The organism is Streptomyces sp. NBC_00878, from assembly GCF_026341515.1.
Taxonomy (GTDB): domain Bacteria; phylum Actinomycetota; class Actinomycetes; order Streptomycetales; family Streptomycetaceae; genus Streptomyces.
The window spans coordinates 5938842-5963671 of record NZ_JAPEOK010000001.1; the positions used below are offsets into that span (position 1 = coordinate 5938842).

Annotated in this window: 20 protein-coding genes and 1 pseudogene; 9 read left to right on the forward strand and 12 right to left on the reverse strand. The window is 70.4% G+C overall.

The window, feature by feature from the left end; all coding sequences use genetic code 11:
* Positions 1–33: 33 nt before the first annotated feature.
* Complete coding sequence (locus OHA11_RS25705; RefSeq protein ID WP_266500106.1) at positions 34–1569, reverse strand: ArsA family ATPase; 1536 nt, start codon at positions 1567–1569, stop codon at positions 34–36.
* The gene (locus OHA11_RS25710; protein ID WP_266500109.1) at positions 1566–2543 is read right to left on the reverse strand and encodes an ArsA-related P-loop ATPase; all 978 of its coding nucleotides are present in this window, start codon (positions 2541–2543) and stop codon (positions 1566–1568) included. The genes OHA11_RS25705 and OHA11_RS25710 overlap by 4 nt, the downstream gene beginning before the upstream one ends.
* Positions 2544–2696: 153 nt before the next feature.
* Between OHA11_RS25710 and OHA11_RS25715 the strand changes: the two genes are divergently transcribed.
* The 4 genes from OHA11_RS25715 to OHA11_RS25730 all read left to right on the forward strand — a co-directional run bounded on the left by OHA11_RS25715 (position 2697) and on the right by OHA11_RS25730 (position 5264).
* A complete protein-coding gene (locus OHA11_RS25715) occupies positions 2697–2858 on the forward strand; it encodes a DUF4177 domain-containing protein (protein WP_014178397.1) in 162 nt (53 codons plus the stop codon).
* On the forward strand, positions 2855–3322 hold the full coding sequence (locus OHA11_RS25720) for a RidA family protein (protein WP_266500113.1): 468 nt from the start codon (positions 2855–2857) through the stop codon (positions 3320–3322). The genes OHA11_RS25715 and OHA11_RS25720 overlap by 4 nt, the downstream gene beginning before the upstream one ends.
* Positions 3323–3558: 236 nt before the next feature.
* Positions 3559–4428 carry an NUDIX hydrolase gene (locus OHA11_RS25725; RefSeq protein WP_266500115.1) on the forward strand — a complete coding sequence of 290 codons (870 nt, stop codon included), beginning with the start codon at positions 3559–3561 and terminating at the stop codon, positions 4426–4428.
* Positions 4425–5264, forward strand: coding sequence for an MBL fold metallo-hydrolase (locus OHA11_RS25730; RefSeq protein WP_266500117.1), 840 nt, complete (start codon positions 4425–4427; stop codon positions 5262–5264). The genes OHA11_RS25725 and OHA11_RS25730 overlap by 4 nt, the downstream gene beginning before the upstream one ends.
* 164 nt (positions 5265–5428) lie before the next feature.
* On the opposite strand, the gene OHA11_RS25735 is transcribed toward OHA11_RS25730, so the two are convergent.
* Positions 5429–6235 (reverse strand): nucleotidyltransferase domain-containing protein, encoded by an 807-nt coding sequence (locus OHA11_RS25735; protein WP_266500119.1) that lies wholly within the window; start codon positions 6233–6235, stop codon positions 5429–5431.
* 181 nt (positions 6236–6416) lie between these two features.
* The gene (locus OHA11_RS25740) at positions 6417–7091 is read right to left on the reverse strand and encodes a Crp/Fnr family transcriptional regulator (protein WP_055515728.1); all 675 of its coding nucleotides are present in this window, start codon (positions 7089–7091) and stop codon (positions 6417–6419) included.
* Between the two features lie 653 nt (positions 7092–7744).
* On the opposite strand from OHA11_RS25740, the pseudogene nth reads away from it, so the two are divergent.
* From nth to OHA11_RS25755, 3 genes and pseudogenes are all read left to right on the forward strand, one after another.
* Positions 7745–8746, forward strand: a pseudogene (nth, locus tag OHA11_RS25745) (endonuclease III); the annotation flags it as partial.
* A gap of 286 nt (positions 8747–9032) precedes the next feature.
* Complete coding sequence (locus OHA11_RS25750; RefSeq protein ID WP_266500124.1) at positions 9033–9737, forward strand: CoA pyrophosphatase; 705 nt, start codon at positions 9033–9035, stop codon at positions 9735–9737.
* A 119-nt stretch (positions 9738–9856) separates the two neighbouring features.
* Positions 9857–11056, forward strand: a complete 1200-nt coding sequence (locus OHA11_RS25755; RefSeq protein ID WP_266500126.1) for a MarP family serine protease — start codon at positions 9857–9859, stop codon at positions 11054–11056.
* 308 nt (positions 11057–11364) lie between these two features.
* On the opposite strand, the gene OHA11_RS25760 is transcribed toward OHA11_RS25755, so the two are convergent.
* From OHA11_RS25760 to OHA11_RS25785, 6 genes are all read right to left on the reverse strand, one after another.
* Positions 11365–11544 (reverse strand): hypothetical protein, encoded by a 180-nt coding sequence (locus tag OHA11_RS25760; protein ID WP_266500130.1) that lies wholly within the window; start codon positions 11542–11544, stop codon positions 11365–11367.
* 187 nt (positions 11545–11731) lie between these two features.
* The gene (locus OHA11_RS25765; RefSeq protein ID WP_266500132.1) at positions 11732–12697 is read right to left on the reverse strand and encodes an alpha/beta fold hydrolase; all 966 of its coding nucleotides are present in this window, start codon (positions 12695–12697) and stop codon (positions 11732–11734) included.
* Entirely contained in the window at positions 12694–13182 is a 489-nt protein-coding gene (locus OHA11_RS25770; protein WP_266500135.1) for a phage holin family protein, read from the reverse strand. Before OHA11_RS25770 ends, OHA11_RS25765 begins: the two co-directional genes overlap by 4 nt.
* 171 nt (positions 13183–13353) lie before the next feature.
* The gene (nhaA, locus tag OHA11_RS25775; RefSeq protein WP_266507456.1) at positions 13354–14784 is read right to left on the reverse strand and encodes a Na+/H+ antiporter NhaA; all 1431 of its coding nucleotides are present in this window, start codon (positions 14782–14784) and stop codon (positions 13354–13356) included.
* A 254-nt stretch (positions 14785–15038) separates the two neighbouring features.
* Positions 15039–16994, reverse strand: a complete 1956-nt coding sequence (gene acs, locus OHA11_RS25780) for an acetate--CoA ligase (protein WP_266500137.1) — start codon at positions 16992–16994, stop codon at positions 15039–15041.
* A gap of 327 nt (positions 16995–17321) precedes the next feature.
* Entirely contained in the window at positions 17322–19700 is a 2379-nt protein-coding gene (locus OHA11_RS25785; protein ID WP_266500140.1) for a bifunctional SulP family inorganic anion transporter/carbonic anhydrase, read from the reverse strand.
* 329 nt (positions 19701–20029) lie between these two features.
* Between OHA11_RS25785 and OHA11_RS25790 the strand changes: the two genes are divergently transcribed.
* Positions 20030–21373: a hypothetical protein gene (locus OHA11_RS25790; RefSeq protein WP_266500143.1), complete on the forward strand. Its 1344-nt coding sequence runs from the start codon at positions 20030–20032 to the stop codon at positions 21371–21373.
* Positions 21374–21529: 156 nt separating this feature from the next.
* Here OHA11_RS25790 and OHA11_RS25795 read toward each other — a convergent pair whose 3' ends face one another.
* Complete coding sequence (locus tag OHA11_RS25795; protein ID WP_266500145.1) at positions 21530–22510, reverse strand: ATP-binding protein; 981 nt, start codon at positions 22508–22510, stop codon at positions 21530–21532.
* A 100-nt stretch (positions 22511–22610) separates the two neighbouring features.
* Here OHA11_RS25795 and OHA11_RS25800 point away from each other — a divergent pair, with 100 nt between their 5' ends.
* Entirely contained in the window at positions 22611–23462 is an 852-nt protein-coding gene (locus OHA11_RS25800; RefSeq protein WP_266500147.1) for an oxidoreductase, read from the forward strand.
* A gap of 420 nt (positions 23463–23882) precedes the next feature.
* Here OHA11_RS25800 and OHA11_RS25805 read toward each other — a convergent pair whose 3' ends face one another.
* The gene (locus OHA11_RS25805) at positions 23883–24707 is read right to left on the reverse strand and encodes an HAD family phosphatase (RefSeq protein ID WP_266500148.1); all 825 of its coding nucleotides are present in this window, start codon (positions 24705–24707) and stop codon (positions 23883–23885) included.
* Positions 24708–24830: the final 123 nt, after the last annotated feature.

Here is a 24830-nt window from a genome sequence, read left to right on the forward strand (position 1 = left end):
TGCGGCATGGGGCCTCTGTGGCCCCGAGGGGGCCTACGCAGCTCCGGTCGGCGGGGTACCGGCACCGGCCGCGAGTCGGTTTCCGATGTCCCGTAGTCCCGCGAGGTCGTGCACATCGCCGGGCAGCGCGGCCACTTCGGCCACCGCCACTTCGGGGTGGCGGGCGGCGAAGCGGTCACGTGTGCGCTGCTCACGGGAGAGCAGCTGCATGCGCTCGGCGTGCAGCCTCAGCAGGCCTGCGGTGAGTTGTTCGACGGTGCGGTCGTCTGCGTGGTCGTCCGTGTGGTCGTCCGTCCCGGCTGCTTCGGCGGTGGTCCGGTCCGCGGCGGGGGAGCCTGCGTCGGGCGCGGGAGCCTCGGGAACGGTGGTCTGGGTAGCGGGTGATTCTGAACTGCCGTACGTGTCGGGAGAGTTACGAAGACCAGCTTTCCCGTCCATCTGATCAACAATGCGGGCCTCATCAAGATTTTCCGCGGCGCCGAGCGCCCGCTCCGCGGACAACTGGGCCGCGCCGCTGCCGTGGACGCGGTTCAGCACGAGCCCCGCGAACGGCATGTCCTCGGCGGCCAGCCGCTCCACGAAGTACGCCGCCTCGCGCAGCGCGTCCCGCTCAGGGGCCGCGACGACCAGGAACGCCGTCCCGGGCGCCTGGAGCAGCTTGTACGTGGCGTCCGCGCGGGTACGGAAACCACCGAAGGTGGTGTCCATGGCGGCCACGAACGTCTGGACGTCCTTGAGGAGCTGGCCGCCCAGCAGCTTGCCGATGGTGCCGGTCATCATCGACATCCCCACGTTCAGGAACTTCATCCCGGCGCGTCCGCCCAGCTTCGCCGGTGCCGTCAGCAGCCGGATCAACTTGCCGTCCAGGAACGACCCGAGCCGCTTCGGGGCGTCCAGGAAGTCGAGCGCCGAGCGCGAGGGCGGGGTGTCGACGACGATGAGGTCCCACTCGTCGCGGGCCCGCAACTGTCCCAGCTTCTCCATCGCCATGTACTCCTGCGTGCCCGCGAAGCCCGCCGAAAGCGACTGGTAGAAGGGGTTGTTGAGGATCGCGGCCGCTCGCTCGCGGTCCGCGTGCGCCTCGACGATCTCGTCGAAGGTGCGCTTCATGTCGAGCATCATCGCGTGCAGTTCACCGTCCGCGGAGTCGTCGACGCCCTTCACCCGGCGCGGGGTGTTGTCGAGCGCGTCGATGCCCATCGACTGGGCGAGCCTGCGCGCCGGGTCGATGGTGAGGACGACCACCTTGCGGCCGCGCTCGGCCGCGCGCAGCCCGAGGGCCGCTGCCGTCGTGGTCTTGCCGACGCCGCCGGAGCCGCAGCAGACCACGATGCGGGTCTTCGGGTCGTCGATCAGCGGGTCGACGTCCAGGACGGTGGCGGCGTCTATGGCGCGGGCGGCGTCCTGCGCGTACGCACCACCCGTGTTGGTGCCGCTGTCGGGCGCGTGCGTACCCGCCTGGGTGTCGCTGTCGGGCGCGTTCGTCCCTGTGTGTGCGTCGTCGGTGTGCGGGTGGGCCGGATCGGTTGCGTGGGCCGGGGTGTGTGCGCGGGCGGGGTCCTGGCTCATGAGATCCCTTGCTGACGCAGTTCCGTGGCGAGTTCGTACAGGCCCGCGAGGTCCATTCCCTCGGCGAGCAGCGGGAGTTCGTGCAGCGGGAGGCCCAGATCCTGGAGCACGGCCCGCTGTTCGCGCTCCAGCGCGTGCCGCTCGGCGTACTCGTCGGCCTGGGTCAGTAGCGGCTCCACGAGCCGCTCGGCGATCTGGCCGCGGCGCGCGCCGCCGAGCCCCGCGGCGGACAGCGACTTGGCGATCGCCGTCCGCGGTGCCTCGCGGGTGAGCGCGAGATCGGTCTCGTCGAGGATCGCGGGCCGCACCATGTTCACGATGATCCGCCCGACCGGCAGCCGTGCGGCGCGCAGCTCGGCGATGCCGTCCGCGGTCTCCTGGACGGGCATTTCCTCCAGAAGCGTCACCATGTGCACGGCGGTCTCGGGCGACTTGAGCACCCGCATGACGGCCTGCGCCTGATTGTGTATCGGGCCGATCTTGGCGAGCCCCGCCACCTCGTCGTTCACGTTCAGGAAGCGGGTGATCCGACCGGTCGGCGGTGCGTCCATCACCACGTAGTCGTACGCGAAGCGCCCGCGCTTGTCCTTGCGGCGCACGGCCTCACAGGCCTTGCCCGTGAGGAGTACGTCCCTGAGGCCCGGTGCGACGGTGGTCGCGAAGTCGATGGCGCCGAGCTTCTTCAGGGCGCGTCCGGCGCTGCCGAGCTTGTAGAACATCTGGAGGTAGTCCAGAAGGGCCAGTTCGGGATCGATGGCGAGGGCGAACACCTCCCCGCCACCGGGAGCGACGGCGATCTTCCGCTCCTCATAGGGCAGCGCCTCCGCTTCGAAGAGCTGTGCGATGCCCTGTCTGCCCTCGACCTCGACCAGAAGAGCGCGCTTGCCCTCTGTCGCGAGGGCGAGCGCTAGTGCTGCGGCTACCGTGGTCTTGCCGGTACCGCCCTTGCCACTGACGACCTGGAGCCTGCTCACGTCTTCGAGCCTAACCAGTCGACCGCCGGAGTAAGCAGGAGGCTGTGGACAACGTGTGCGCCAGGCATGCCCCAGGTTCCGTACGTGGTCCCGTACGTGGTCCTGGACGAGGCCCGCGGAAGGGCGTGCGCGGCAGCGGATACAGTCGCCTTCATGACCAAGTGGGAATACGCAACCGTGCCGCTGCTCGTCCATGCCACGAAGCAGATTCTGGACACCTGGGGCGAGGACGGCTGGGAGCTTGTCCAGGTCGTGCCCGGGCCGAACAACCCCGAGCAGCTCGTCGCCTATCTGAAGCGCGAGAAGGCCGCATGAGCGTCGTCGAGGCGAAGCTGGCCGAGCTCGGACTGACCCTGCCGGACGTCGTACCGCCGCTGGCCGCGTACCAGCCCGCGGTGCGGTCGGGCGTGTACGTGTACACATCCGGCCAGCTCCCGATGGTGGAGGGCAAGCTTCCGGTCACCGGCAAGGTGGGCGCGGAGGTCACGCCGGAGGAGGCCAAGGAGCTGGCCCGCACCTGTGCGCTGAACGCCCTCGCGGCGGTCAAGTCGGTCGCGGGTGACCTCGACCGCATCGCGCGCGTGGTGAAGGTCCTCGGCTTCGTCGCCTCGGCCTCCGACTTCACGGGCCAGCCCGCCGTACTGAACGGCGCGAGCGAACTCCTGGGCGCGGTTCTCGGCGACAAGGGCGTGCACGCGCGCAGCGCGGTCGGCGTGGCGGTGCTGCCGCTGGACGCGCCTGTCGAGGTCGAGATCCAGGTGGAGCTGACGGAGGCGTGAGCGAGCCTTCGCGGCTGGGGTGGCCCTCCTCCTCTCCGTAGCTCGGCCGGTTGGGGTGGCCCTCTTCGCAGTTCGCTCTGCCGGGGCGGGCCTCTCCGCAGTTCGGTCAGCCGGGTGGGCCCCTCCGTGGCTCAGCCGATCGGGGCGGGGCGGGCCTCTCCGTAGCTCGGCAGGCCTCCCTGGGGAGCCGATTGTTGCCTCTCGAACATCAGCTCACTCCGGGATAGCCTCCGCCCATGGCGAATGGGCAGTGGTATCCCCCGGAGTGGCCCGAGAGAATCCGCGCGCTCGCGGAGGGCACGCTCTCACCGGTCGCCCCCAGGAGCGCGGCCACCGTCATGCTGCTCAAGGACACCGACTCCACCCCCGTCGTGCACATGCTGCGCAGACGCGCCTCCATGGCCTTCGCCGGAGGCGCGTACGCGTATCCCGGCGGCGGTGTGGACCCCAGGGACGACGACCGCCGGATCCGCTGGGCGGGCCCCACGCGCGCGTGGTGGGCGTCCCGGCTCGACGTCGACGAGACCTCCGCCCAGGCGATCGTCTGCGCGGCGGTGCGCGAGACGTACGAGGAGGCGGGCGTCCTGCTCGCCGGCCCCACCGAGGACACCGTGGTCGGCGACACCACGGGTGACGAGTGGGAGGTGGACCGGGAGGCGCTGGTCGCCCGTGACCTGTCCTTCGCCGAGTTCCTGGAGCGCCGGGGGCTCGTCCTGCGCTCCGATCTGCTCGGCGCCTGGACCCGTTGGATCACCCCGGAGTTCGAACCTCGCCGCTATGACACGTGGTTCTTCGTGGCCGCCCTCCCGGAGGGCCAGCGCACCCGCAACGCCTCCACTGAGGCCGACCGCACCGTCTGGATCCGCCCCGCGGACGCGAGGGACGGTTACGACAAGGGCGACCTCCTGATGATGCCGCCCACGATCGCGACCCTGCGCCAGCTCGGCGCGTACGCCACCGCCGCCGAGGCCCTCGCCGCGGCACCGGGGCGTGACATGACGCCCGTCCTGGCCCAGGCCCGCCTGGAGGACGGCGAGCTGGTCCTCAGCTGGCCCGGCCACGACGAGTTCACCAAGCACATCCCGACCGGTGGAGCATCCGCATGACCGACGCCGCCGCCCTTCCCGGCCAGCCGCGGGGCGGGGTGCTCTCGGGCCCCGCCACCGCGCGTGCCGTCAACGTCCTCGCGCCCAACGCGTCCGCGATGACCCTGGACGGTACGAACACCTGGATCGTGGCCGAGCCGGACTCCGAACTGGCGGTGGTGATCGACCCGGGGCCTCTGGACGACGTGCATCTGCGGAACGTCGTCGACACCGCCGAGAAGGCCGGCAAGCGGGTCGCGCTGACCCTGCTGACGCACGGGCATCCGGACCATGCGGAGGGCGCCGCGCGGTTCGCGGAGCTGACCGGCACCAAGGTGCGGGCGCTCGATCCGGCGCTGCGGCTCGGTGACGAGGGCCTGGCGGCCGGGAGCGTCATCACCACCGGTGGCCTGGAGCTGCGCGTCGTGTCCACGCCCGGCCACACCGCCGACTCGCTCTGCTTCCATCTGCCCGCCGACCGGGCCGTCCTGACCGGCGACACGATCCTGGGCCGGGGCACCACGGTCGTCGCGCACCCCGACGGGCGCCTCGGTGACTATCTGGACTCCCTGCGGCGGCTCAGGTCCCTCACGGTCGACGACGGCGTGCACGTGGTCCTGCCGGGCCATGGGCCCGTCCTGGAGGACGCCCAGGGCGCCGTCGAGTTCTATCTCGCGCACCGGGCCCACCGCCTCGCCCAGGTCGAGACGGCGGTCGAGGACGGCTACAGGACCCCGTCCCAGGTCGTCGCCCACGTCTACGCCGACGTCGACCGCTCCCTGTGGCCGGCGGCGGAACTGTCGGTGCTGGCGCAGCTGGAGTATCTCCGGGAGCACGGGCTCATCGGAGACGCGTGAGGGCGAGGGTCCTGAATCCCAGGGACTGAGGTCTACGACGGGCTGAGGTCTACGACCCTGAATTGAGGTCTACGACCTGACCCCAGGGCCCGACATCCGGAAAACGTCCTCCGTAAACGTCCTCCGTAAACGCCCTCCGTAAACGCCCTCCGTAAACGCCCTCCCTAGGGACGCGGTTTCTTGATGCCGTGCACGCGCGCGTACTCCTCGGCGAGCCACGGCCCGAGATCGTCGACGTACGAACGCAGGACGGCGGCATCGCCCCTCGGCTCGTATCCGAGGACGGCGGCCTCCCGCAGTTGGGCGGCCCGCTCCGGGTAGTACGCGCCGAACGCCTCGGCCATCTCCGTCAGATCGCTCGTCCAGCCGTTCCAGCGGGGCATGACGAGGGTGAAGCCGGTGCGGACGAGATGACGTGACATGAAGCGCACGAGGGGCCTCCTGGCCTCCTCCGAGTGGCCCGCCTCGGTGATCCGCTCGCGCCACCGCGTGAGGAACAGCGCGAGGTCGCCGTTCGTCTCGCGGGCGAGGAGGGCGTCGGGCCGGTAGCGCGGCAGGTCCTCGGCGAGGTCCTCGCCCAGCAGCGGGGTACACAGGCAGGCGACGAACCAGCCGAGGTCGTGCCTCTCCAGGTCGCTCAGCACCTGTGTCCGACTGACCAGCAGCGTCCCCGCCCCGTCGATCTGCGGGAACTCCTTGTCGAGCGCCTCGTCGAGCGAGCGGGCATCCGTACGGTCCGCGTCCGTGGGCTCCTCGCGCAGTGCGAGCAGCAGATCGAGGTCGGAGCGGCCCACGCGCGCGGTGCCGCGCGGAATCGACCCGTACAGGTACGCGCTGTGCAGCCGTGCCCCGAAGACGTCCGGCACCCGGTCGCGAGCCGCGGACACGACGGGCCGGAACGCCTGCGGGATCAGCCCAAGTGATCCCTCGCGTTCGATGTATCCCCGGGCGTCGAGCCCCTTGTTCGGCATGGGAACACTCTGCATGGGGCGGGCCGCGGGTTCATGTCATTTCCCGTTCCGGTCACTTCCAGCGGAACTCGCGCAGCCGACGACGACAAGAAGGGCCCCACCGCGCGACAGGGCCCTTCTTAAAGAAGACGTGACGTAACGGCGCCGCCGATTTCCTGCGACTTGATCCGCCGGACAGGCCCTAGCGCGAGCGCTTCGCGAGGCGCTCCACGTCCAGCAGGATCACCGCGCGGGCCTCCAGACGGAGCCAGCCGCGGCCCGCGAAGTCGGCGAGCGCCTTGTTGACCGTCTCGCGGGAGGCGCCGACGAGCTGGGCCAGCTCCTCCTGGGTCAGGTCGTGCACGACGTGGATGCCCTCCTCGGACTGCACGCCGAAGCGGCGCGAGAGGTCCAGGAGCGCGCGGGCCACCCGGCCCGGCACGTCGGAGAAGACCAGGTCGGACATCTGGTCGTTGGTCTTGCGCAGCCGCCGGGCGACGGCGCGCAGCAGGGCGGCGGCCACCTCGGGCCGCACGTTCAGCCAGGGCTGGAGGTCGCCGTGGCCGAGGCCCAGCAGCTTCACCTCGGTCAGCGCGGAGGCGGTCGCCGTGCGCGGGCCCGGGTCGAACAGCGAGAGCTCGCCGATGAGCTCGCCGGGGCCGAGGACCGCCAGCATGTTCTCGCGGCCGTCGGGGGATGTGCGGTGGAGCTTCACCTTGCCCTCGGTGACCACGTACAGGCGGTCACCCGGGTCACCCTCATGGAAGAGCGCGTCTCCGCGTGCGAGGGTCACCTCACTCATGGAGGCGCGGAGCTCCGCGGCCTGCTCGTCATCGAGCGCCGCGAAGAGCGGGGCGCGCCGCAGAACGTCGTCCACGAGTTCTCTCCTTGTCGACCTGCTTCAGGGGATCTTGCTCCCCCGTGTGCCGGGGACCGTGTTCCCCATCTTGCCGGACGGTCCAAACAGTGTGATCAGTCACAAGTCTGCCGCACAGGTGTGTCCAGCATTGCGGCAGGGGGCCAATTGGGGGCCGATCTCCGAGGGCCGGGGCGGATGTCAGTGGGGGGCTTTAGGCTGGCCGGGTGTCCAAATAGCCGGTGAGAGCACAGGCCAAGGGGGCTGGACGGGTGGTTGCACGTCGCGATTCCGCTGTGGGCGAACAGGTGCCCGGTGGAGCGAACAAAACGACAAAAGCGGCAGGGGTCGGGGCGGTGAAGAGGTCGGCGGGGGCCGCCGGGAAGGCCGCGGGCGCCGCGGCCTCGGAGATGGCCGCGTCCGCGAAGAAGGCCGCGGCCGTCAGGAGAGCCGCGTCCGCCAAGAAGTCCGCCCAGAAGGCTGCCGCCCCGAAGAGCGCACCGGCCAAGGCACCTGCCAAGAAGGCTGCCGCCCTGAAGAAGACGGCCAAGAAGACGGCCAAGAAAGGCGCACCGGCCAAGGCGCCCGCGAAGAAGGCCTCGCCGACGCGGGGACTCGCGGCGATGGGCGCGTCCGCGACGACTGACGCGTCCACGGCGAAGGACGCGTCTGCGATGAAGGACGCGTCTGCGACGAGGAGCCCGTCTGCGGCGAAGGACGTGTCCACGGCGAAGAGCGTGTCCGCGAAGGCGCCCGCCAGGAAGCCCACGCCCGCCCAGAAGCCCGCAGCGGCGAAGAAGCCCACGCCTGCCCAGGAGCCCGTACCCGCGAAGAGGGCCGCACCGGCGAGGAAAGCCGCCCACACCGAAGTGACCCCCGCCAAAGTCGCCCCCGCCAAGCCGCCCCGGAACGAGTCGCCCACGGCTCTCGTCCGGCGAGCACGCCGTATCAATCGCGAGCTCGCCGAGGTGTACCCGTACGCACACCCGGAGTTGGACTTCGAGAACCCCTTCCAGCTGGTGGTCGCCACCGTCCTGTCGGCGCAGACGACCGACCTGAGGGTGAACCAGACGACACCGGCTCTCTTCGGGAAGTACCCCACGCCCGAGGACCTGGCCGCGGCGAATCCGGAGGAGGTCGAGGAGATCCTCCGGCCGACAGGGTTCTTCCGGGCCAAGACGAAGTCGGTGATAGGGCTCTCCAAGGCCCTGCGGGACGACTTCGGAGGCGAGGTCCCCGGCCGCCTCGAAGACCTCGTCAAACTGCCCGGCGTGGGCCGCAAGACCGCCTTCGTCGTCCTGGGCAACGCATTCGGCCGCCCGGGCATCACCGTGGACACCCACTTCCAGCGGCTCGTACGACGCTGGCAATGGACCGATCAGACGGAGCCCGACAAGATCGAGGCGGCCATCGGCGCGCTCTTCCCGAAGAGCGAGTGGACGATGCTCTCGCACCACGTGATCTTCCACGGCCGCCGTATCTGCCACGCCCGCAAGCCCGCCTGCGGTGCCTGCCCGATCGCCCCGCTCTGCCCGGCGTACGGCGAGGGCGAGACGGACCCGGAGAAGGCCCAGAAGCTCCTGAAGTACGAGAAGGGCGGCTTCCCGGGCCAGCGCCTCAACCCTCCGCAGGCATACCTCGACGCGGGCGGTATGCCCGCACCCCCGCTGGGAGCGCCCGATCCCGGCGCATCCGCCTCGGGTGTCTCCGCGCCTGGTGCCTCCACGCCTGGCGCCTCTGCTCCCGCCACCTCCGCCCTAGGCGCCTCTGCACCTGGCGCCCCCGCCCTGGGCGCCTCCGCGACTGGTGCACCCGCCCCCGCTACACCTGCGCCCTCCGCGCCCACCCCACCCGCGCCCACCACCCTCACCACCCCCGCGCCAGTTTCACCCCGGCCGGAGGCGGGATGACGGAACGATCTGTGGACCCGCGGGCGTTGAGAGCAGCAGAACGGGGGTGGCGATGACGCGCGCGAGTCACACGCACGGCATGCAGGACGGCGATCTGGTCCTGACCAAGGACGGCCTGCCCGGCTGGCTGGACCCGGTGGTGCGTGCCGCGGAGACGGTGGAGCCGCTCCAACTGAGCCGTTTCCTGCCGCCGGAGGACGGCGGCGGACGCCAGTCGGCCGTGCTGATCCTGTTCGGCGAGGGGGAGCGCGGCCCCGAGTTGCTGCTCATGGAGCGGGCGAGTTCGCTCAGATCACATGCCGGGCAGCCGGCTTTCCCCGGTGGTGCCCTCGACCCCGAGGACGGCGACCCGAAGGCCGACGGGCCGTTGCGGGCCGCTCTCCGCGAGGCCGAGGAGGAGACCGGGCTCGACCCCCGAGGCGTCCAGCTCTTCGGCGTGCTCCCGAAGCTCTACATCCCGGTGAGCAGCTTCGTGGTCACCCCGGTGCTGGGCTGGTGGCGCGAGCCGACCCCGGTCGGAGTCGTGGACCCGGCCGAGACGGCCCGCGTCTTCACGGTCCCCGTGGCGGATCTCACGGACCCCGGCAACCGCGCGACGGCCGTGCATCCACGCGGCCACGCAGGTCCGGCATTCCTGGTCGAATCCGCCCTCGTCTGGGGCTTCACGGCCGGAATCATCGACCGCCTCCTGCACTACGCGGGCTGGGAGCGGCCGTGGGACCGCGACAAGCAGGTCCCGCTCGACTGGCGCGCATGACAGGGTGGCATCTGCGCTGTGTCTTCCCGGGAGCTCCGACATGAGCGGCTGCGCCACGGACCCCCGGACCCCCGGCCGAGGCACGGCCACCGCAAAGTGATGAGGCGAGGCTTGAAGCAGTGAACGTGCTGGACATCCTGTTGCTGGTCGCCGCCGTGTGGTTCGCGATCGTGGGCTATCGCCAGGGGTTCGTCGTCGGCATCCTGTCGGTGATCGGTTTCCTGGGCGGCGGCCTGGTCGCGGTCTACCTCCTGCCCGTCATCTGGGGCGCGGTGACGGATGACGCGGAGGTCGGTACGACCGCCGCCGTCGTCGCCGTGGTCGTCGTGATCGTCTGCGCCTCGGTCGGCCAGGCCCTCACCACCCACCTCGGCAACAAACTGCGCCGGTACATCACGTGGTCCCCGGCCCGCGCCCTGGATGCCACGGGCGGCGCCCTCGTCAACGTCCTGGCGATGCTCCTCGTCGCCTGGCTCATCGGCTCGGCCCTCGCCGGTACGACGCTGCCGACGCTCGGCAAGGAGGTCCGCAACTCCAAGGTGATGCTCGGTGTGGACCGGGCGCTGCCCAACCAGGCCGACACCTGGTTCGCGGACTTCTCCTCGGTCCTCGCGCAGAACGGCTTCCCGCAGGTCTTCAGCCCCTTCTCGAACGAGCCGATCACCGAGGTGGAGCCCCCCGACCCGGCCCTCGCGAGCAGCCCGGTCGCCGCCCGCGCCCAGCGTTCCATCGTCAAGGTCACCGGCACCGCGCAGAGTTGCGGCAAGGTCCTCGAAGGCACCGGCTTCGTCTTCGGCCCGCGCCGCGTGATGACCAACGCCCATGTGGTGGGCGGCGTCGACGAGCCGTACGTCCAGATAGGCGGCGAGGGCAAGCGGTACGCCGCGAAGGTCGTGCTCTACGACTATGAGCGCGACATCGCCGTACTCGACGTACCCGATCTGAGCGCGCCCGCCCTGCGGTTCGCCGCCAAGGACGCGTCGAGGGGGGACGACGCGATAGTCGCGGGCTTCCCGGAGAACGGGTCGTACACGGTCAACGCGGCGCGGGTGCGCGGCCCCATCACGGCCAACGGCCCGGACATCTACCACCGGGGCACCGTGCAGCGGAAGGTCTACTCGGTCTACGCGACCGTGCGCCAGGGCAACTCCGGCGGCCCGCTCCTCACCGCGACCGGCGAGGTGTACGGCGTGGTGTTCGCGAAGTCCCTCGACGACGCCGACACGGGGTACGCGCTGACCGTGGCCGAGGTCCAGGAGGACATCACCAAGGGCCGCACCGCCAACCAGCAGGTGGACAGCGACAGCTGCGCGCTGTAGTCCACGGGCACCGAGGGCTCGACGGACGACCGTCACCCGGGCGAAGTCACCTGACGCCACCCGAGCGAAGGCACCGACCGTCACCCGGGCGAAGTCACCTGACGCCACCCGAGCGAAGGCACCGACCGTCACCCGGGCGAAGTCACCCGACGCCACCCGAGCGAAGGCACCGACCATCACCCGGGCGAAGCCATCGACGCCACCCGGGCGAAAGCACTGACGTCACCCGAGTGAAGTCCCGAGGTTCCCGTCGCGCGGTGTCCCGAAGTTCTCGCCGCGCCGTGCTCCGAGGTCCCCGCCGCGCGGTTTCAGCCGCGCGGGTGGCGCAGACGCGCCGAGACCCAGCGGGCACGGCGCCTGAGGATGTGTGGGATGCCCAGCCGAGGATCCGTGCCCTGCAGCTGCGGGGCTCCCCTCTGGTGGGAGCTCAGGCCACTGGCCGAGCGGCGGTTTCGTGCTGCGTCACTGTAGTCGTGCGTCCAGCCCATACCCCGACGTCTGCCCCCGCCCCAAGGTCGATAACCGCCCCCACGCCCCCCAATCGGCCTATGCGCCGGGCAATTGGCCGTTCGCGGAACAGGCGTTCCCGAGACGCCTGGGACGCATGGTGCGCAAGCTCCGCCGACCGGCCCCCGACCTGCGCCGGGACACCTTCAGCGGTCAGGCATGGCGGCCTCAGCGGTCCGGCTCGGGGTCCTTCAGCCAGTTCACCAACTCGGTCGAAAACGCCACCGGATCCTCCTCGTGAGGAAAGTGCCCGAGCCCGTCGAACAGCCGCCAGCGGTACGGCGCTTCGACGTACTCCCCGGACCCCGCGGCACTCCGCGTACGCATCACCGGATCGAGCGAGCCGTGCAGATGCAGCGTCGGCACACGCACCGGCCGCTTCATACGGCGGTTGAACTGGATGCCGTCCGGGCGGGCCATCGAGCGGACCATCCACCGGTACGGTTCCAGCGCGCAGTGCGCCGTCGACGGGATCAGCATCGCCCGCCGGTACATCTCCACGGCCTCGTCGTCCGGCAGCCGCGGCCCGGACCAGTCCCGGATCAGCTCGGCGACCAGCGCCCCGTCGTCGGCGAGCAGTTGGCGCTCCGGGATCCAGGGCCGCTGGAAGCCCCAGATGTACGAGCCGGCCGCGGTCTGCTTCATGTCGGAGAGCATCGCGGAGCGCCAGCGCCGGGGGTGCGGCATCGAGGAGACCACGAGCCGGCGGACCAGCTTGGGGCGCATCACGGCCGCGGTCCACGCCAGATAGCCGCCGAGGTCGTGGCCCACGAGCGCGGCGTCGGGCTCGCCGAGGGACCGTACGACGCCGGTGATGTCGAGCGCGAGGTTCGCGGGGTCGTAGCCGCGCGGGGTGCGGTCGCTGCCGCCGATGCCCCGCAGATCCATCGCGACCGCGCGGAAGCCCGCGTCGGAGAGCGCCACCAGTTGATGCCGCCAGGCCCACCAGAACTGCGGGAAGCCGTGCAGCAGCAGGACCAGCGGCCCGTCGCCCATCTCGGCGATGTGGAAGCGCGCGCCGTTGGCGGCGACGTCCCGGTGGGTCACCTTTTTCCCGCCGGGCACGTCGAGCCGTACCACCGAGGTGGGTTGTGCCGAAGGTGATTGCCCCGAGGGGACGGAGGAGCCGGTCATGACGACGAGCGTGCCACAGCCTCGACGGTGTCACCGACCGGGTCGGCCGGGGCCACCTGACGGGGGTGCGGTTTCACGTTCTGCAGTACGGCCGCCGACTCCTTGACCGAGGCGGCCGTCTTCTGCGGGCCCTGGCCCTTCTTGGCCTTCTTCGCGAAGACCACGCCGATCAGCACGAGGACGCCGGCGATCACCACGTTCGCGGCGAACGACAGCAGGAAGCAGACGGCCAGGTTCCAGTCGCTCCAGGTGCGGATGCCGTACGCCAGGGCGAAGCTCAGCATGGGCAGGGAGAAGATCAGTACCGCTCCGGCCGCCGCGAACGCGCCGCCGCCGACCGCTCCGCGCTTGACGTCCCGCTTGAGCTGCGCCTTCGCCAGCGCGATCTCGTCGTGCACCAGCGCGGACATCTCGGTCGTCGCCGAGGCGACCAGCTGGCCGATGCTGCGTTCGGCGCCGACCGGGCTGCCGTCGGGTGCGCTCATCGCGTTCTCCCTGTTGTCTGTCGCTGTTGTCTTGTCGCTGTTGTCTGTCGTCGTGGAGCTGTGAGCGTTCCGGGTACGCGCGGACCGTGTACGTGCCGGGCCTACGTGTGCCGGACCGCACGTGCCGGACCGGGCGTATCGGAACGTGCGTAAGGGACCGTGCGTGTCCGATCATGCCGGACCGTCGTTCTCCTCGCTTGCCCTGCCCGTCACTTCGGCAAGCCTCCGGTGTTCGGCGGCCTTGCGCTCGTGGATCTCGGCCATCCGCAGGTGGTAGGCCGGGTCGCCCTGCTCGTAGACGTCGGGGATGCCGGAGAGGTCCTCGTCGAGCTCCTCGTCCTCACACAGCCTGCGGTATCTGGCGTTGCGTATCTTCAGCAGGACGCCCGACAGGACGGCCGCGATCAGGGAGCCCAGCAGGACGGCGGCCTTGACCTCGTCGGTGAGCGCCCGGTCGCCCTCGAAGGCGAGTTCGCCGATGAGCAGTGAGACGGTGAAGCCGATACCGGCGAGCGAGGACACCGCGAAGACATCGGGCCAGGCCAGGTCGTCGGAGAGCGACGCCCTGGTGAAACGGGCCGTCAGCCACGTGCCGCCGAAGATGCCGACCGCCTTGCCGACGACCAGACCGAGCACGACACCGAGGGTCTCCGGCCGGGTGAACACCTCGCCGAGCGCGCCGCCCGACACCGCGACCCCGGCGCTGAACAGCGCGAACAGGGGCACGGCGAGGCCCGCCGACAGGGGGCGTACGAGGTGCTCGACGCGCTCGCCGGGAGAACGCGCTGCCATTTCCCGCCCACCCGGCCCTGCGCTGTCCTCCTTGCGGGTGGTGCAGCGCAGCATCAGACCCATCGCGACACCGGCGATCGTGGCGTGGATGCCGCTGTTGTACATCAGCCCCCAGATCACCAGGGCGAGCGGCACGTACACGTACCAGCCGCGTACGCCCTTGCGCAGCAGCAGCCAGAAGACGACGAGGCCGACGACGGCACCGCCGAGCGCCGCGAAGTCGAGGTCCGCGGTGAAGAACACCGCGATGATCAGGATCGCGAAGAGGTCGTCGACGACGGCGAGCGTGAGCAGGAAGGCGCGCAGGGCGCTCGGCAGCGACGTACCGATGACGGCGAGGACGGCGAGCGCGAAGGCGATGTCGGTCGCGGTCGGTACGGCCCAGCCGGCGAGCGAGCCGTCGCCGGTGACGCCCACCAGGGTGTAGACGAGCGCCGGCACGGCCATGCCGCACAGGGCGGCGACGACCGGGAGCGCGGCGGCCCGCGGGTCCTTGAGGTCACCGGCGACCAGTTCGCGTTTGAGTTCGATGCCGGCGACGAAGAAGAAGACCGCGAGGAGGCCGTCGGCGGCCCAGTGTTCGATCGAGAGGTTCAGGCCGAGCGCGGCGGGTCCGACGTGGAAGTCGCGGACGGTCTCGTAACTCTCCCGGATGGGGGTGTTCGCCCAGATCAGCGCGGCGATCGCGGCGATGAGCAGAAGGACGCCGCCGACCGTCTCGGTGCGCAGCGCGTCCGCGACGAAGGTCCGCTCGGGCAGCGAGAGCCGTCCGAGGGCCTTGCGGTTCTTGCCAGGAGCGGGCGCGGGCACAGGCACGGGATCGACCTCCGGTCGGTAGGCATCACTGAGCACTTGCCGACCAGACTTCCCGGCGCACCTAGTGAGATCCCTGGGATCCCTGACTGCTCTTGTCGCGTTTCTCTTGTCGCGTTGTTGACGCGCTCCTCAGCCTACCCAAGATGCGGCCGGACCCATCCGGTGATCATCAGGCTAGACGCGAAAGGGGCACCCGGCGCGTCCTGCGCCGGGTGCCCCTTCGAGCCGTACGTCAGCCGAGCCGTACGTCAGTCCTCGCTGGCCGCCGCCGGAAGCTTCGACTGGATGAGGTCCATCACCGTGGAGTCGGTGAGCGTGGTGACGTCGCCGAGCTGACGGTTCTCCGCGATGTCGCGCAGCAGCCGGCGCATGATCTTGCCGGAACGGGTCTTGGGCAGCTCGGCCACCGGCAGGATCCGCTTCGGCTTGGCGATCGGGCCGAGGACGGTCCCGACGTGGCTCCGCAGTTCGCCGACGAGGGTCTCGGTCTCCGACGCCGTACCGCGCAGGATCACGAAGGCCACGATCGCCTGGCCGGTCGTGTCGTCGGCCGCGCCCACGACCGCCGCCTCGGCGACCGACGGGTGCGAGACGAGCGCCGACTCGACCTCGGTGGTCGAGATGTTGTGCCCGGACACGAGCATCACGTCGTCCACCCGGCCGAGCAGCCAGATGTCGCCGTCGTCGTCCTTCTTGGCGCCGTCGCCGGCGAAGTACTTGCCTTCGAAGCGCGACCAGTACGTGTCGAGGAACCGCTGGTCGTCGCCCCAGATGGTGCGCAGCATCGACGGCCACGGCTCGGTGAGCACGAGGTAACCGCCGCCGCCGTCGGGCACTTCGCGCGCCTCGTCGTCGACGACCGTCGCGGCGATGCCGGGCAGCGCCCGCTGCGCCGACCCCGGCTTGGTCTCGGTGACACCCGGCAGCGGCGCGATCATCATCGCGCCGGTCTCGGTCTGCCACCAGGTGTCCACGATCGGGGCGCGGTCGGCGCCGATGTGCTTGCGGTACCAGATCCAGGCCTCGGGGTTGATCGGTTCACCGACCGAGCCCAGCACCCGCAGACTGCTGAGGTCGAACTTCGCGGGGATGTCGTCGCCCCACTTCATGAACGTACGAATGGCCGTCGGCGCGGTGTAGAGGATCGTCACGCCGTACTTCTGCACGATCTCCCACCAGCGGCCCTGGTGCGGTGTGTCCGGCGTGCCCTCGTACATCACCTGCGTCGCGCCGTTCGCCAGCGGTCCGTACGTGATGTACGAGTGGCCGGTGACCCAGCCGATGTCGGCCGTGCACCAGTAGACGTCGGTCTCCGGCTTGAGGTCGAAGACGGCGTGGTGGGTGAACGCGGCCTGGGTGAGGTAGCCGCCGGAGGTGTGCAGGATGCCCTTCGGCTTACCCGTCGTCCCCGAGGTGTAGAGGATGAACAGCGGGTGCTCGGCGTCGAACGCCTCGGGGGTGTGCTCGGCGGACTGCTTCGCCGTGATCTCGTGCCACCAGACGTCACGGCCCTCGGTCCACGCGACCTCCTGGCCCGTACGGCGCACGACGAGCACCTTGTCCACGCCGTCGACCCGGGAGACCGCCTCGTCGACGGCCGGCTTGAGCGCGGAGGGCTTGCCGCGGCGGTAACCGCCGTCGGAGGTGATGACCAGCTTGGCGTCGGCGTCCTGGATGCGGGTGGCGATGGCGTCGGCCGAGAAGCCGCCGAAGACCACGGAGTGCGCGGCGCCGATGCGGGCGCAGGCCAGCATCGAGACGACGGCCTCGGGAATCATCGGCAGGTAGATGGCGACGCGGTCGCCCTTCTCCACCCCGAGCTCCGTCAGCGCGTTCGCCGCGCGGGAGACCTCGTCCTTCAACTCGGCGTACGTGATGGCGCGGCCGTCACCGGGCTCGCCCTCGAAGTGGATGGCGACGCGGTCGCCGTGCCCGGCCTCGACGTGCCGGTCCACGCAGTTGTACGCGACGTTGAGCTTGCCGTCCTTGAACCACTTGGCGAACGGCGGGTTCGACCAGTCCAGGGTCTCGGTCGGCTCGGTGGCCCAGGTCAGCCGGCGGGCCTGCGCGGCCCAGAAGCCGAGCCTGTCAGCCTTGGCCTGCTCATACGCCTCCGCGGTGACGTTGGCGTTCGCGGCCAGGTCGGCGGGCGGCGCGAACCTGCGTTCTTCTTTCAGCAGGTTGGCCAGGCTTTCGTTGCTCACGACATCTGCCTTTCCCGGGTGTCCGTTGTGCCCCGGCCACAGCTCATCAGACGCGGACCCTGGTGACAAGGGCCGTTCAAAAATTGGTTTAGACCTGTGAGCCGGATCATGTGTGCCGAGCCGGCTCGTGTCTGCGTGCGGCTTTCCGTGGACACGGTGGGGTCACACATTGCCACGGCCGGGGGAAGAAAACGGTTCAGGTACGCGGACGGGGTGAGCTGATCCGGGGTGGGCCCGGTGAGCTCACGCGAGCGGTCGGGTGAGCTCACGGGAGGACCCGTGTGAGCCCTTGGGGAAGGGCTTACGGGCCCCCGGGGCAGGGCCGGTTCAGGCGGGTGTGTCGTGCAGTGCCGTTGCCGCGACCCGGTCGAAGAGCTCGCCGTCCGGGCTGTCGTGGGGCGTGCGCTCCGTGAGGAGATACGCCTGGGCCTCGCCCACGTGGAAGTACATCCCGTGCAGTTCGAGCGCGCCCTCCTGCAAGGCGCGCGCCACGGAGTCGTGCGCCCGCAGGTGCTCCAACTGCTGCACCACGTTGGTCAGGCAGAGCTGCTCCACGGCGTCGGCGGCGGGCCGTCCGGCGATGCGCGTCCAGGGCCGGTTCTTCTCTGCCATCCGCTCCAGGCTCGGCATCCCGTGCTGCAGCCACCGCTTCAACGGCGTCTGCGCGCCGCCCGGTTCGGTGTTCATCAGCGCCTGCATCGCCCCGCATCCGGAGTGCCCGCACACGGTGATGGACCGCACCTGGAGCACCTCCACCGCGTACTCGATCGCGGCCGCTACCGAGTCGTCGGCGCTCTCCTCGCCGGGGGGCGGTACGAGATTGCCGACGTTCCGTACGACGAAGAGGTCGCCCGGGCCGCTGGAGGTGATCATCGACGTCACGAGCCGGGAGTCGGCGCAGGTCAGGAAGAGCTGCGAGGGCTGCTGCCCCTCCCGCGCGAGCCGGGCCAGCTCGCCACGCACCAGGGGTGCGGTGTTGCGCTGGAACGTGCTGATGCCGCTGGCCAGTTGATGCCCGCTCGGGCGCCCGCCGGGCGGGGTGCTCTCGGGGCGCTCGCAGTGGTGGTTGCGCCAGGGGGTCCAGGGCCGGCAGTGGCAGTGCGAGGTCTCGCCGGTGCCCCCCTTGACGTGGGGTGCGGCCAGCCGGGCTCCGGTGCGTCCGGTCAGCTCGACGGAACCGCCCTGCGCGAGGTGCGTGCTCTGCCAGTCGTGCAGCGACTCGTACGCCGCGTGGTCCATGAAGGAGCCGTCCAGCTCGACCACGGCATCGGCGCCCTGGGGCACGAGGTGCAGTGTCCGGCTGAGGCGCGGCACGGCGAGGAAGGTCAACTGCCCGCGTACGCGCACGTGGTGGACGCCTTCCGAGTCCACCTCGTGGATGATCCGCGTGCGGGTGAGCCGGTGCAGCGCCACGGCCACGGCCACGGCGACACCGACCGTCACGCCTTCGAGGACGCCGAAGCACACGATTCCGGCCGTCGTGACCGCGTACACCGGGATCTCGCGGTGGCGGGTGACCGTACGGATGTGGTGCAGGGACACCATCTGGATGCCGACGGCCATCACCAGGGCGGCGAGCGACGCGAGGGGGATCAGCTCCAGGACCGGGATCATCAGGAGCGCGGCCACTACTACCCAAACGCCGTGCAGCATCGTGGAGCTCCGACTGACCGCGCCCGCCTGCACGTTCGCCGAGCTGCGGACGGCCACCCCCGCGACGGGGAGCCCGCCCAGCGAGCCGGAGACGATGTTGGCGGCGCCCTGGCCGAGCAGCTCGCGGTCGAGGTCGGCGCGCTTCTGCTGAGTCGGCCGCCCGGTCGTGAGCTTGTCCACGGCGATGGCGCCGAGCAGTGATTGGACGCTGCACACCAGCGTGATGGTGAGTACGGCGGCGATGAGCCCGAGCACCGGACCCTCGGGCAGTCCGGCCAGTGCGTGGCTCCGCCAGGACGGCAGGTCGACCTTGGGGACGGTGAGCCCGGCGAGTGCCGCCGTCGCCGTGGCCAGGGTGACGGCGACGAGCGCGGCAGGCGCCCTACGAAGAGCTCGTCCCGCGCTTCCGGGGATCCGGGGCCAGGCCAGCAGGACGACCAGCGTCAGGGCGCTCATCGACAGCGCCGCCACCTGGGAGTGGGCCAACTGGGCGGGCAGCTCCCGCAGGTTGGCGACGACCGAGCTGCTCGGGGAGCCGCCCAGCACGATGTGCAGCTGGGCGACGGCGATGGTGATGCCGATGCCGGCCAGCATGCCGTGCACGATCGCGGGGCTGACGGCGAGCGCGGAACGGGCCACCCGCAGGAAGCCCAGCCCGAGTTGGGCCAGACCGGCGAGGACGGTGATGGCGCAGGTCGTGCGCCAGCCGTACTTCTGGATGAGGTCGGCGGTGACCACCGTGAGCCCGGCGGCGGGGCCGCTCACCTGGAGCGGCGCGCCGCCGAGCCGGCCCGCCACGAGTCCGCCCGCTGCGCCCGCGACAAGCCCCGCCTGCAGCGGCGCTCCGGTGGCGAGGGCGATGCCCAGGGACAGGGGAAGGGCGATCAGGAAGACGGCGATCGAAGCGGACAGATCGGCACCGTCGATACGAGGGATACGAGGGATACGGGGGATCCGTGGGGCTCGGCGGCGGAGTCGGGGCGGGCTGTGGGGCCGCCCCTCGTCCGGCAGGTGTGAAGAGTCGTCGGTGCGGGTGGGGACGCAGGCAGGCATGGTTCCCGTCTTCCTCCGGGGCTACGCGGTCGCTTGGGGTGCGGCCGTGGGTCACGGCGTACAGCGGCGGGATTTTCTCAACGCTCGGTAAATGAATCGTAATGGAGAGTAAAGGACGTGTGCGAAAAAGTAGCGCAAATGGGTCAAGGATCCACTCCGAGGGGTGATTAATCATTTTGATCGGCTTGTCGTATTAATTCCTTCTCGGGTCCCTGAGATCTTGGGGGAGCTGTCGATTTCTGTCCGTTTTTCCCGGGGTTCTCCGGGATTTCACCGAACGGAATCCCCTCCGCGTTGGGCCCGACCGAAGGAAGAAAGGTGGGCGGAACATGGCCGCCACTCAGAGGATCGCCGCGGGCGTCACCGCCGCCGTGGCCTGCGCTGCCGCGCTCGCCGGCTGCGCGATCGGTGACACCGGCGCTGAGGAAGGAGCGTACGGCGACGGCGCACGCGCTGCGACGAAGGGCGCGGGCGCCCCGGCGCCGAAGGCCGCGGCGCCCGAGGCCCCGGCGCCCAAGACCGTGGTCCGTCTGATCGGTGACGGTTCCACCGCCTTCACCGGCGCGCAGCCGCATCTGCCGCGGCCCGAGCGGCTGAAGCCCGGTCAGAAACCGCCCCAGTTCGTGGTCTTCTCCTGGGACGGTGCCGGCGAGGACAGCCAGCGGCTGTTCTCGCACTTCCGCAAGGTGGCCAAGGCCAACAACGCGACGATGACGTACTTCCTGAGCGGCGTGTACATGCTCCCGGAGGGGAAACGGCAGCTGTACCGGCCGCCGCAGCACTCACCGGGCCGCTCCGACATCGGCTTCAATGACGAGCAGGGCGTCAAGGACACCGTGCGGCAACTGCGCGGCGCCTGGCTCGAGGGCAACGAGATCGGCACGCACTTCAACGGCCACTTCTGCGGCGGCGGAGGCGGTGTGGGCCAGTGGTCGGTCGAGGAGTGGAAGGACGAGATCGCCCAGGCCAAGTTGTTCGTCAAGTCCTGGAAGACCAGCACGGGGACGACGAAGGCCTCCCCGCTGCCCTTCGACTACGACGAGGAGCTGATCGGCGCCCGCACGCCCTGCCTCGAAGGGCGGAAGAACTTCATGGGCGCTGCCCGCGAGTTGGGCTTCCGCTACGACTCCAGCGGCGTCGGCAGCCAGGTCTGGCCCAAGAAGGACAACGGCCTGTGGGACCTCTCGTTGCAGCTCGTCCCGGTCCCGGGCCGCGCCTTCGAGACGCTGAGCATGGACTACAACTTCTTGGTCAACCAGTCGGGCACCACCACCCAGGGCAACGGGGCCAAGCACGTGTACTGGGGCGACCAGATGCGCGACGGCCTGCTCGCGGGCTTCTCCCGCGCCTACGAGGGCAACCGCGCGCCCCTGATCATCGGCAACCACTTCGAGTCCTGGAACGGCGGCACGTACATGCGCGCCGTCCGGGAGACCATCGAGCGCGTCTGCACCAAGTCCGAGGTGCGTTGCGTCTCCTTCCGGCAACTCGCCGACTGGCTCGACGCCCAGGACCCGAAGACCCTGGACAAGCTCCGCACCCTGGAGGTGGGCAAGGCCCCGGAGCAGGGCTGGGAGTCGTTCCTCGCGGAGCAGCCCGAGCAGCCCGAGCAGCCCGCACAGCCCGCACCGGCCCCGAAGGGGGTCCCGGGGGCATCGGCGGTCAAGCCGTAGCCACTGGGCGGGCCGGTGGGCGGGTATGCGGGCAGGTATGCGGGCGGGTGGCCAACCAGGCCGGGCAGCCAGTCGGGCAGGCGGTCGGGCAGGCGGTCGGTCAGTCGGGCACGGCGGACCAAGTGCGGGCGCCGCGCCGTCCGTTCGACGTGAGGCTCAGGCCGTGGCGGACTCGGCCTCACGCAGGACGAAGGCGGGGTCGACCTGGGCGGCCAAGTCGGCGCCCGTACGTTCGTTGCCCCAGGACTGCGCGTTCTTCAGGTGGAAGTGGACCATCTGGCGCGTGTAGCGCTCCCAGTCGCGCTGCTCGTACGTGGCGTCCGCGGCGGCCTGGAGGGCGTGCAGCGCACGGCGGTTGTCGTCCTCCAGCTGCTCGAACCGGGGCGGGCGGCCCTTCTCCATGGCGCGCACCCAGTCCGAGTGCCCGACCGTCAGCAGCAGGTCGTCGCCGACCTCGCCCTTCAGGAAGTCGATGTCGTCCGGCCCCTGCACCTTGTTGCCGACGACCTTCAGGGTGACGCCGAAGTCGCGCGCGTACTCCTTGTACTGGCGGTAGACGGAGACCCCCTTCCGGGTCGGCTCGGCGACGAGGAACGTGATGTCGAAGCGGGTGAACATGCCGGACGCGAAGGAGTCCGAGCCCGCCGTCATGTCGACGACGACGTACTCGCTCTGGCCGTCGACGAGATGGTTCAAGCAGAGCTCCACTGCACCGGTCTTGGAGTGGTAGCAGGACACTCCCAGGTCGGCCTCGGTGAACGGGCCGGTGACCATCAAACGGACGGCGCCCCCGTCGAGTTCCACCGGCCGCGCGCAGGCCTCGTACACCGGGTTGTCCTCGCACACCCGCAGCAGGCGGGAGCCCTCGCCGGGCGGGGTCGTCTTGATCATTTTCTCGGTGGACGTGATCCGGGGGTTGGAACCCCGCAGGTAGTCCTTGATGAGCCTCAGCCGGTCGCCCATGGCGGGCATCCGCTCGGCCTCCGCGTCGTCCAGGCCGAGCGCGGGCCCGAGGTGCTGGTTGATGTCGGCGTCCACCGCGACGACGGGCGCTCCGGTGGTCGCGAGGTGACGGACGAAGAGCGAGGACAGGGTGGTCTTGCCACTGCCGCCCTTCCCAACGAAAGCAATTTTCATGTTCAGTAAGGTACCGGCGTGACGGTGTCCGAGGGTCGTCAAACGTGAAGAAGACCACTCATTAGTGGGGTGCGGGCCAGGTGTGCGTAGGGTCGTACTCATGAGTACGACAGGTGCGAACGCCGACCCGCTCGCGGCGCTGGGGTCGCTGCCCGGCGTGGCCGAATCCGTGGAGTCCGTACGCAAGGCCGTGGACCGGGTCTACGGGCACCGCGTCATGCGGCGCCGCAGCAACGCGATCACGTCAGAGGCGGCGCTGCGCGGCTCGCGCGGTTCCGCGGCGCTGTCCGGCGCCGACTGGGGGCTCGAAGAGGTGCGCCGGCGAACCGACTTCAGCGGTGACGACGAGGCCCGGGTGGTGGGCGCCGCGCTCAGGCTGACCGCCGAGTCGGGCCAACTCCTGTCCATTTGGCGCCAGTCGCCCCTTCGGGTACTGGCGCGGCTGCATCTGGTGGCCGCCGCCGACAAGGGGGAGGCGGTCGGGCGTCCGCGACGGGACGGCGAATCCGTCACGGAGACATCCGCGGCCGCCGCCGCGGGACCGCCGTTGATCGAACTCCCGCTGCCGGACGCGGCCGAGGTCGAGGGCCGTCTCGACGGCCTCGCGCGGCTGGTCATCGCGGGGGGTTCCGCACCCGCCCTGGTGACCGCCGCCATCGTGCACGGCGAACTCCTCGCGCTGCGCCCTTTCGGTTCCCACAACGGCCTGGTCGCGCGCGCGGCCGAACGCATCGTCCTGGTCGGCAGCGGCCTCGACCCCAAGTCCGTCTGCCCGGCGGAGGTCGGTCACGCGGAACTGGGCCGCGCGGCCTACGCGTCGGCCCTCGAAGGCTATGTCTCCGGCACCCCGGAGGGCGTGGCCACCTGGATCGCCCACTGCGGCAAGGCGATCGAACTCGGCGCCAGGGAGTCGACGGCGGTGTGCGAGGCGCTTCAGCGGGGGGCTGCGTAGGTCTGCCTGTCGGTACCAGGGTCCCCAGGTCGCTGGGTGCTCTGGGCCACTGGGTGCTCTGGGGCCACTGGGTCGCCAGGTCCCTGAACAGGGTTGCGGCGGTACGGGATCCGTACCGCCGCTGGCATGTTCACCCGGTTACCAAGCGTCCTCGAGATATTGCCCATCAGGTCGGGAACTGTGCCCGTCGCCTGGTGCGGCTGGCCCGTAATCGACGGGTCGACGTCGCGTGGGTGCCCGGTGTTCATGCGCGGTCCGTGGGGCCTCGGTTGCGTTTGAAGGTGATCCTCTCGGATGTCCTTGGTCTCGCGGGCCGTTAACCCCTTTGTACTCCAGGTCCGGAGGAAGCGGAACCCCTCGCTGTACTTCTTTACTTTTAGGCAGATAGGGAGCGAATCGGGCGCGGATGCGGCCGGTGGATCACACGGCTGCCGCCCGCCGACGGCTCGCGTACCAGACCAGCCCCGCCGTGGCGGCCGCCGCTCCTATGGCCGCGGCGGCAACGAGGGCCGGCCGGGGCGGCACGGACAGACGCTGCTTCAGCCGGACCGGGTGGTGGAAGTCGAGGATGGGCCACGCGCGCGCGGTGGCCTCGCGACGCAGCGCGCGGTCGGGGTTCACGGCGTGCGGATGACCGACCGCCTCGAGCATCGGGATGTCGGTCGCCGAGTCGCTGTAGGCGTAGCAGCGGGAGAGGTCGTACCCCTCCGACGCGGCCAGGTCCATGACGGCCTCGGCCTTCGTCGGACCGTACGCGTAGTACTCCACCTCGCCCGTGAAACAGCCGTCGTCTCCCACGACCATGCGGGTCGCCACCACCCGGTCCGCGCCGAGCAGTTCACCGATGGGCTCGACGACCTCCGCCCCCGATGTGGAGACGATCACGACGTCCCGTCCGGCGGTGTGGTGCTCCTCGATGAGGGACGCGGCCTCGTCGTAGATGATCGGATCGATCAGGTCGTGAAGGGTCTCGGCGACGATTTCCTTCACTTGTTGGACGTTCCAGCCGCGGCACAGCGCGGACAGGTACTCGCGCATCCGCTCCATCTGGTCGTGGTCGGCGCCGCCTGCGAGGAAGACGAACTGGGCATATGCGGTGCGCAGCACGGCGCGGCGGTTGATCAGGCCGCCTTGGTAGAACGACTTGCTGAAGGTGAGCGTGCTCGACTTCGCAATGACCGTCTTGTCCAGGTCAAAGAAGGCCGCTGTGCGGGGCAAGGAGTGGTTTTCCACGGGGTCGAGCATATGCGCCCGCCATTCGGGCTAGTGTGGGGCGTGTGGGTTTGCCTGAGATGGCTCTCGGGTACACCATGGAAGTCACGGATCGTTCGCGACCGTGCTAACCCGGTCCGGCTCCTCCCCCCCCGA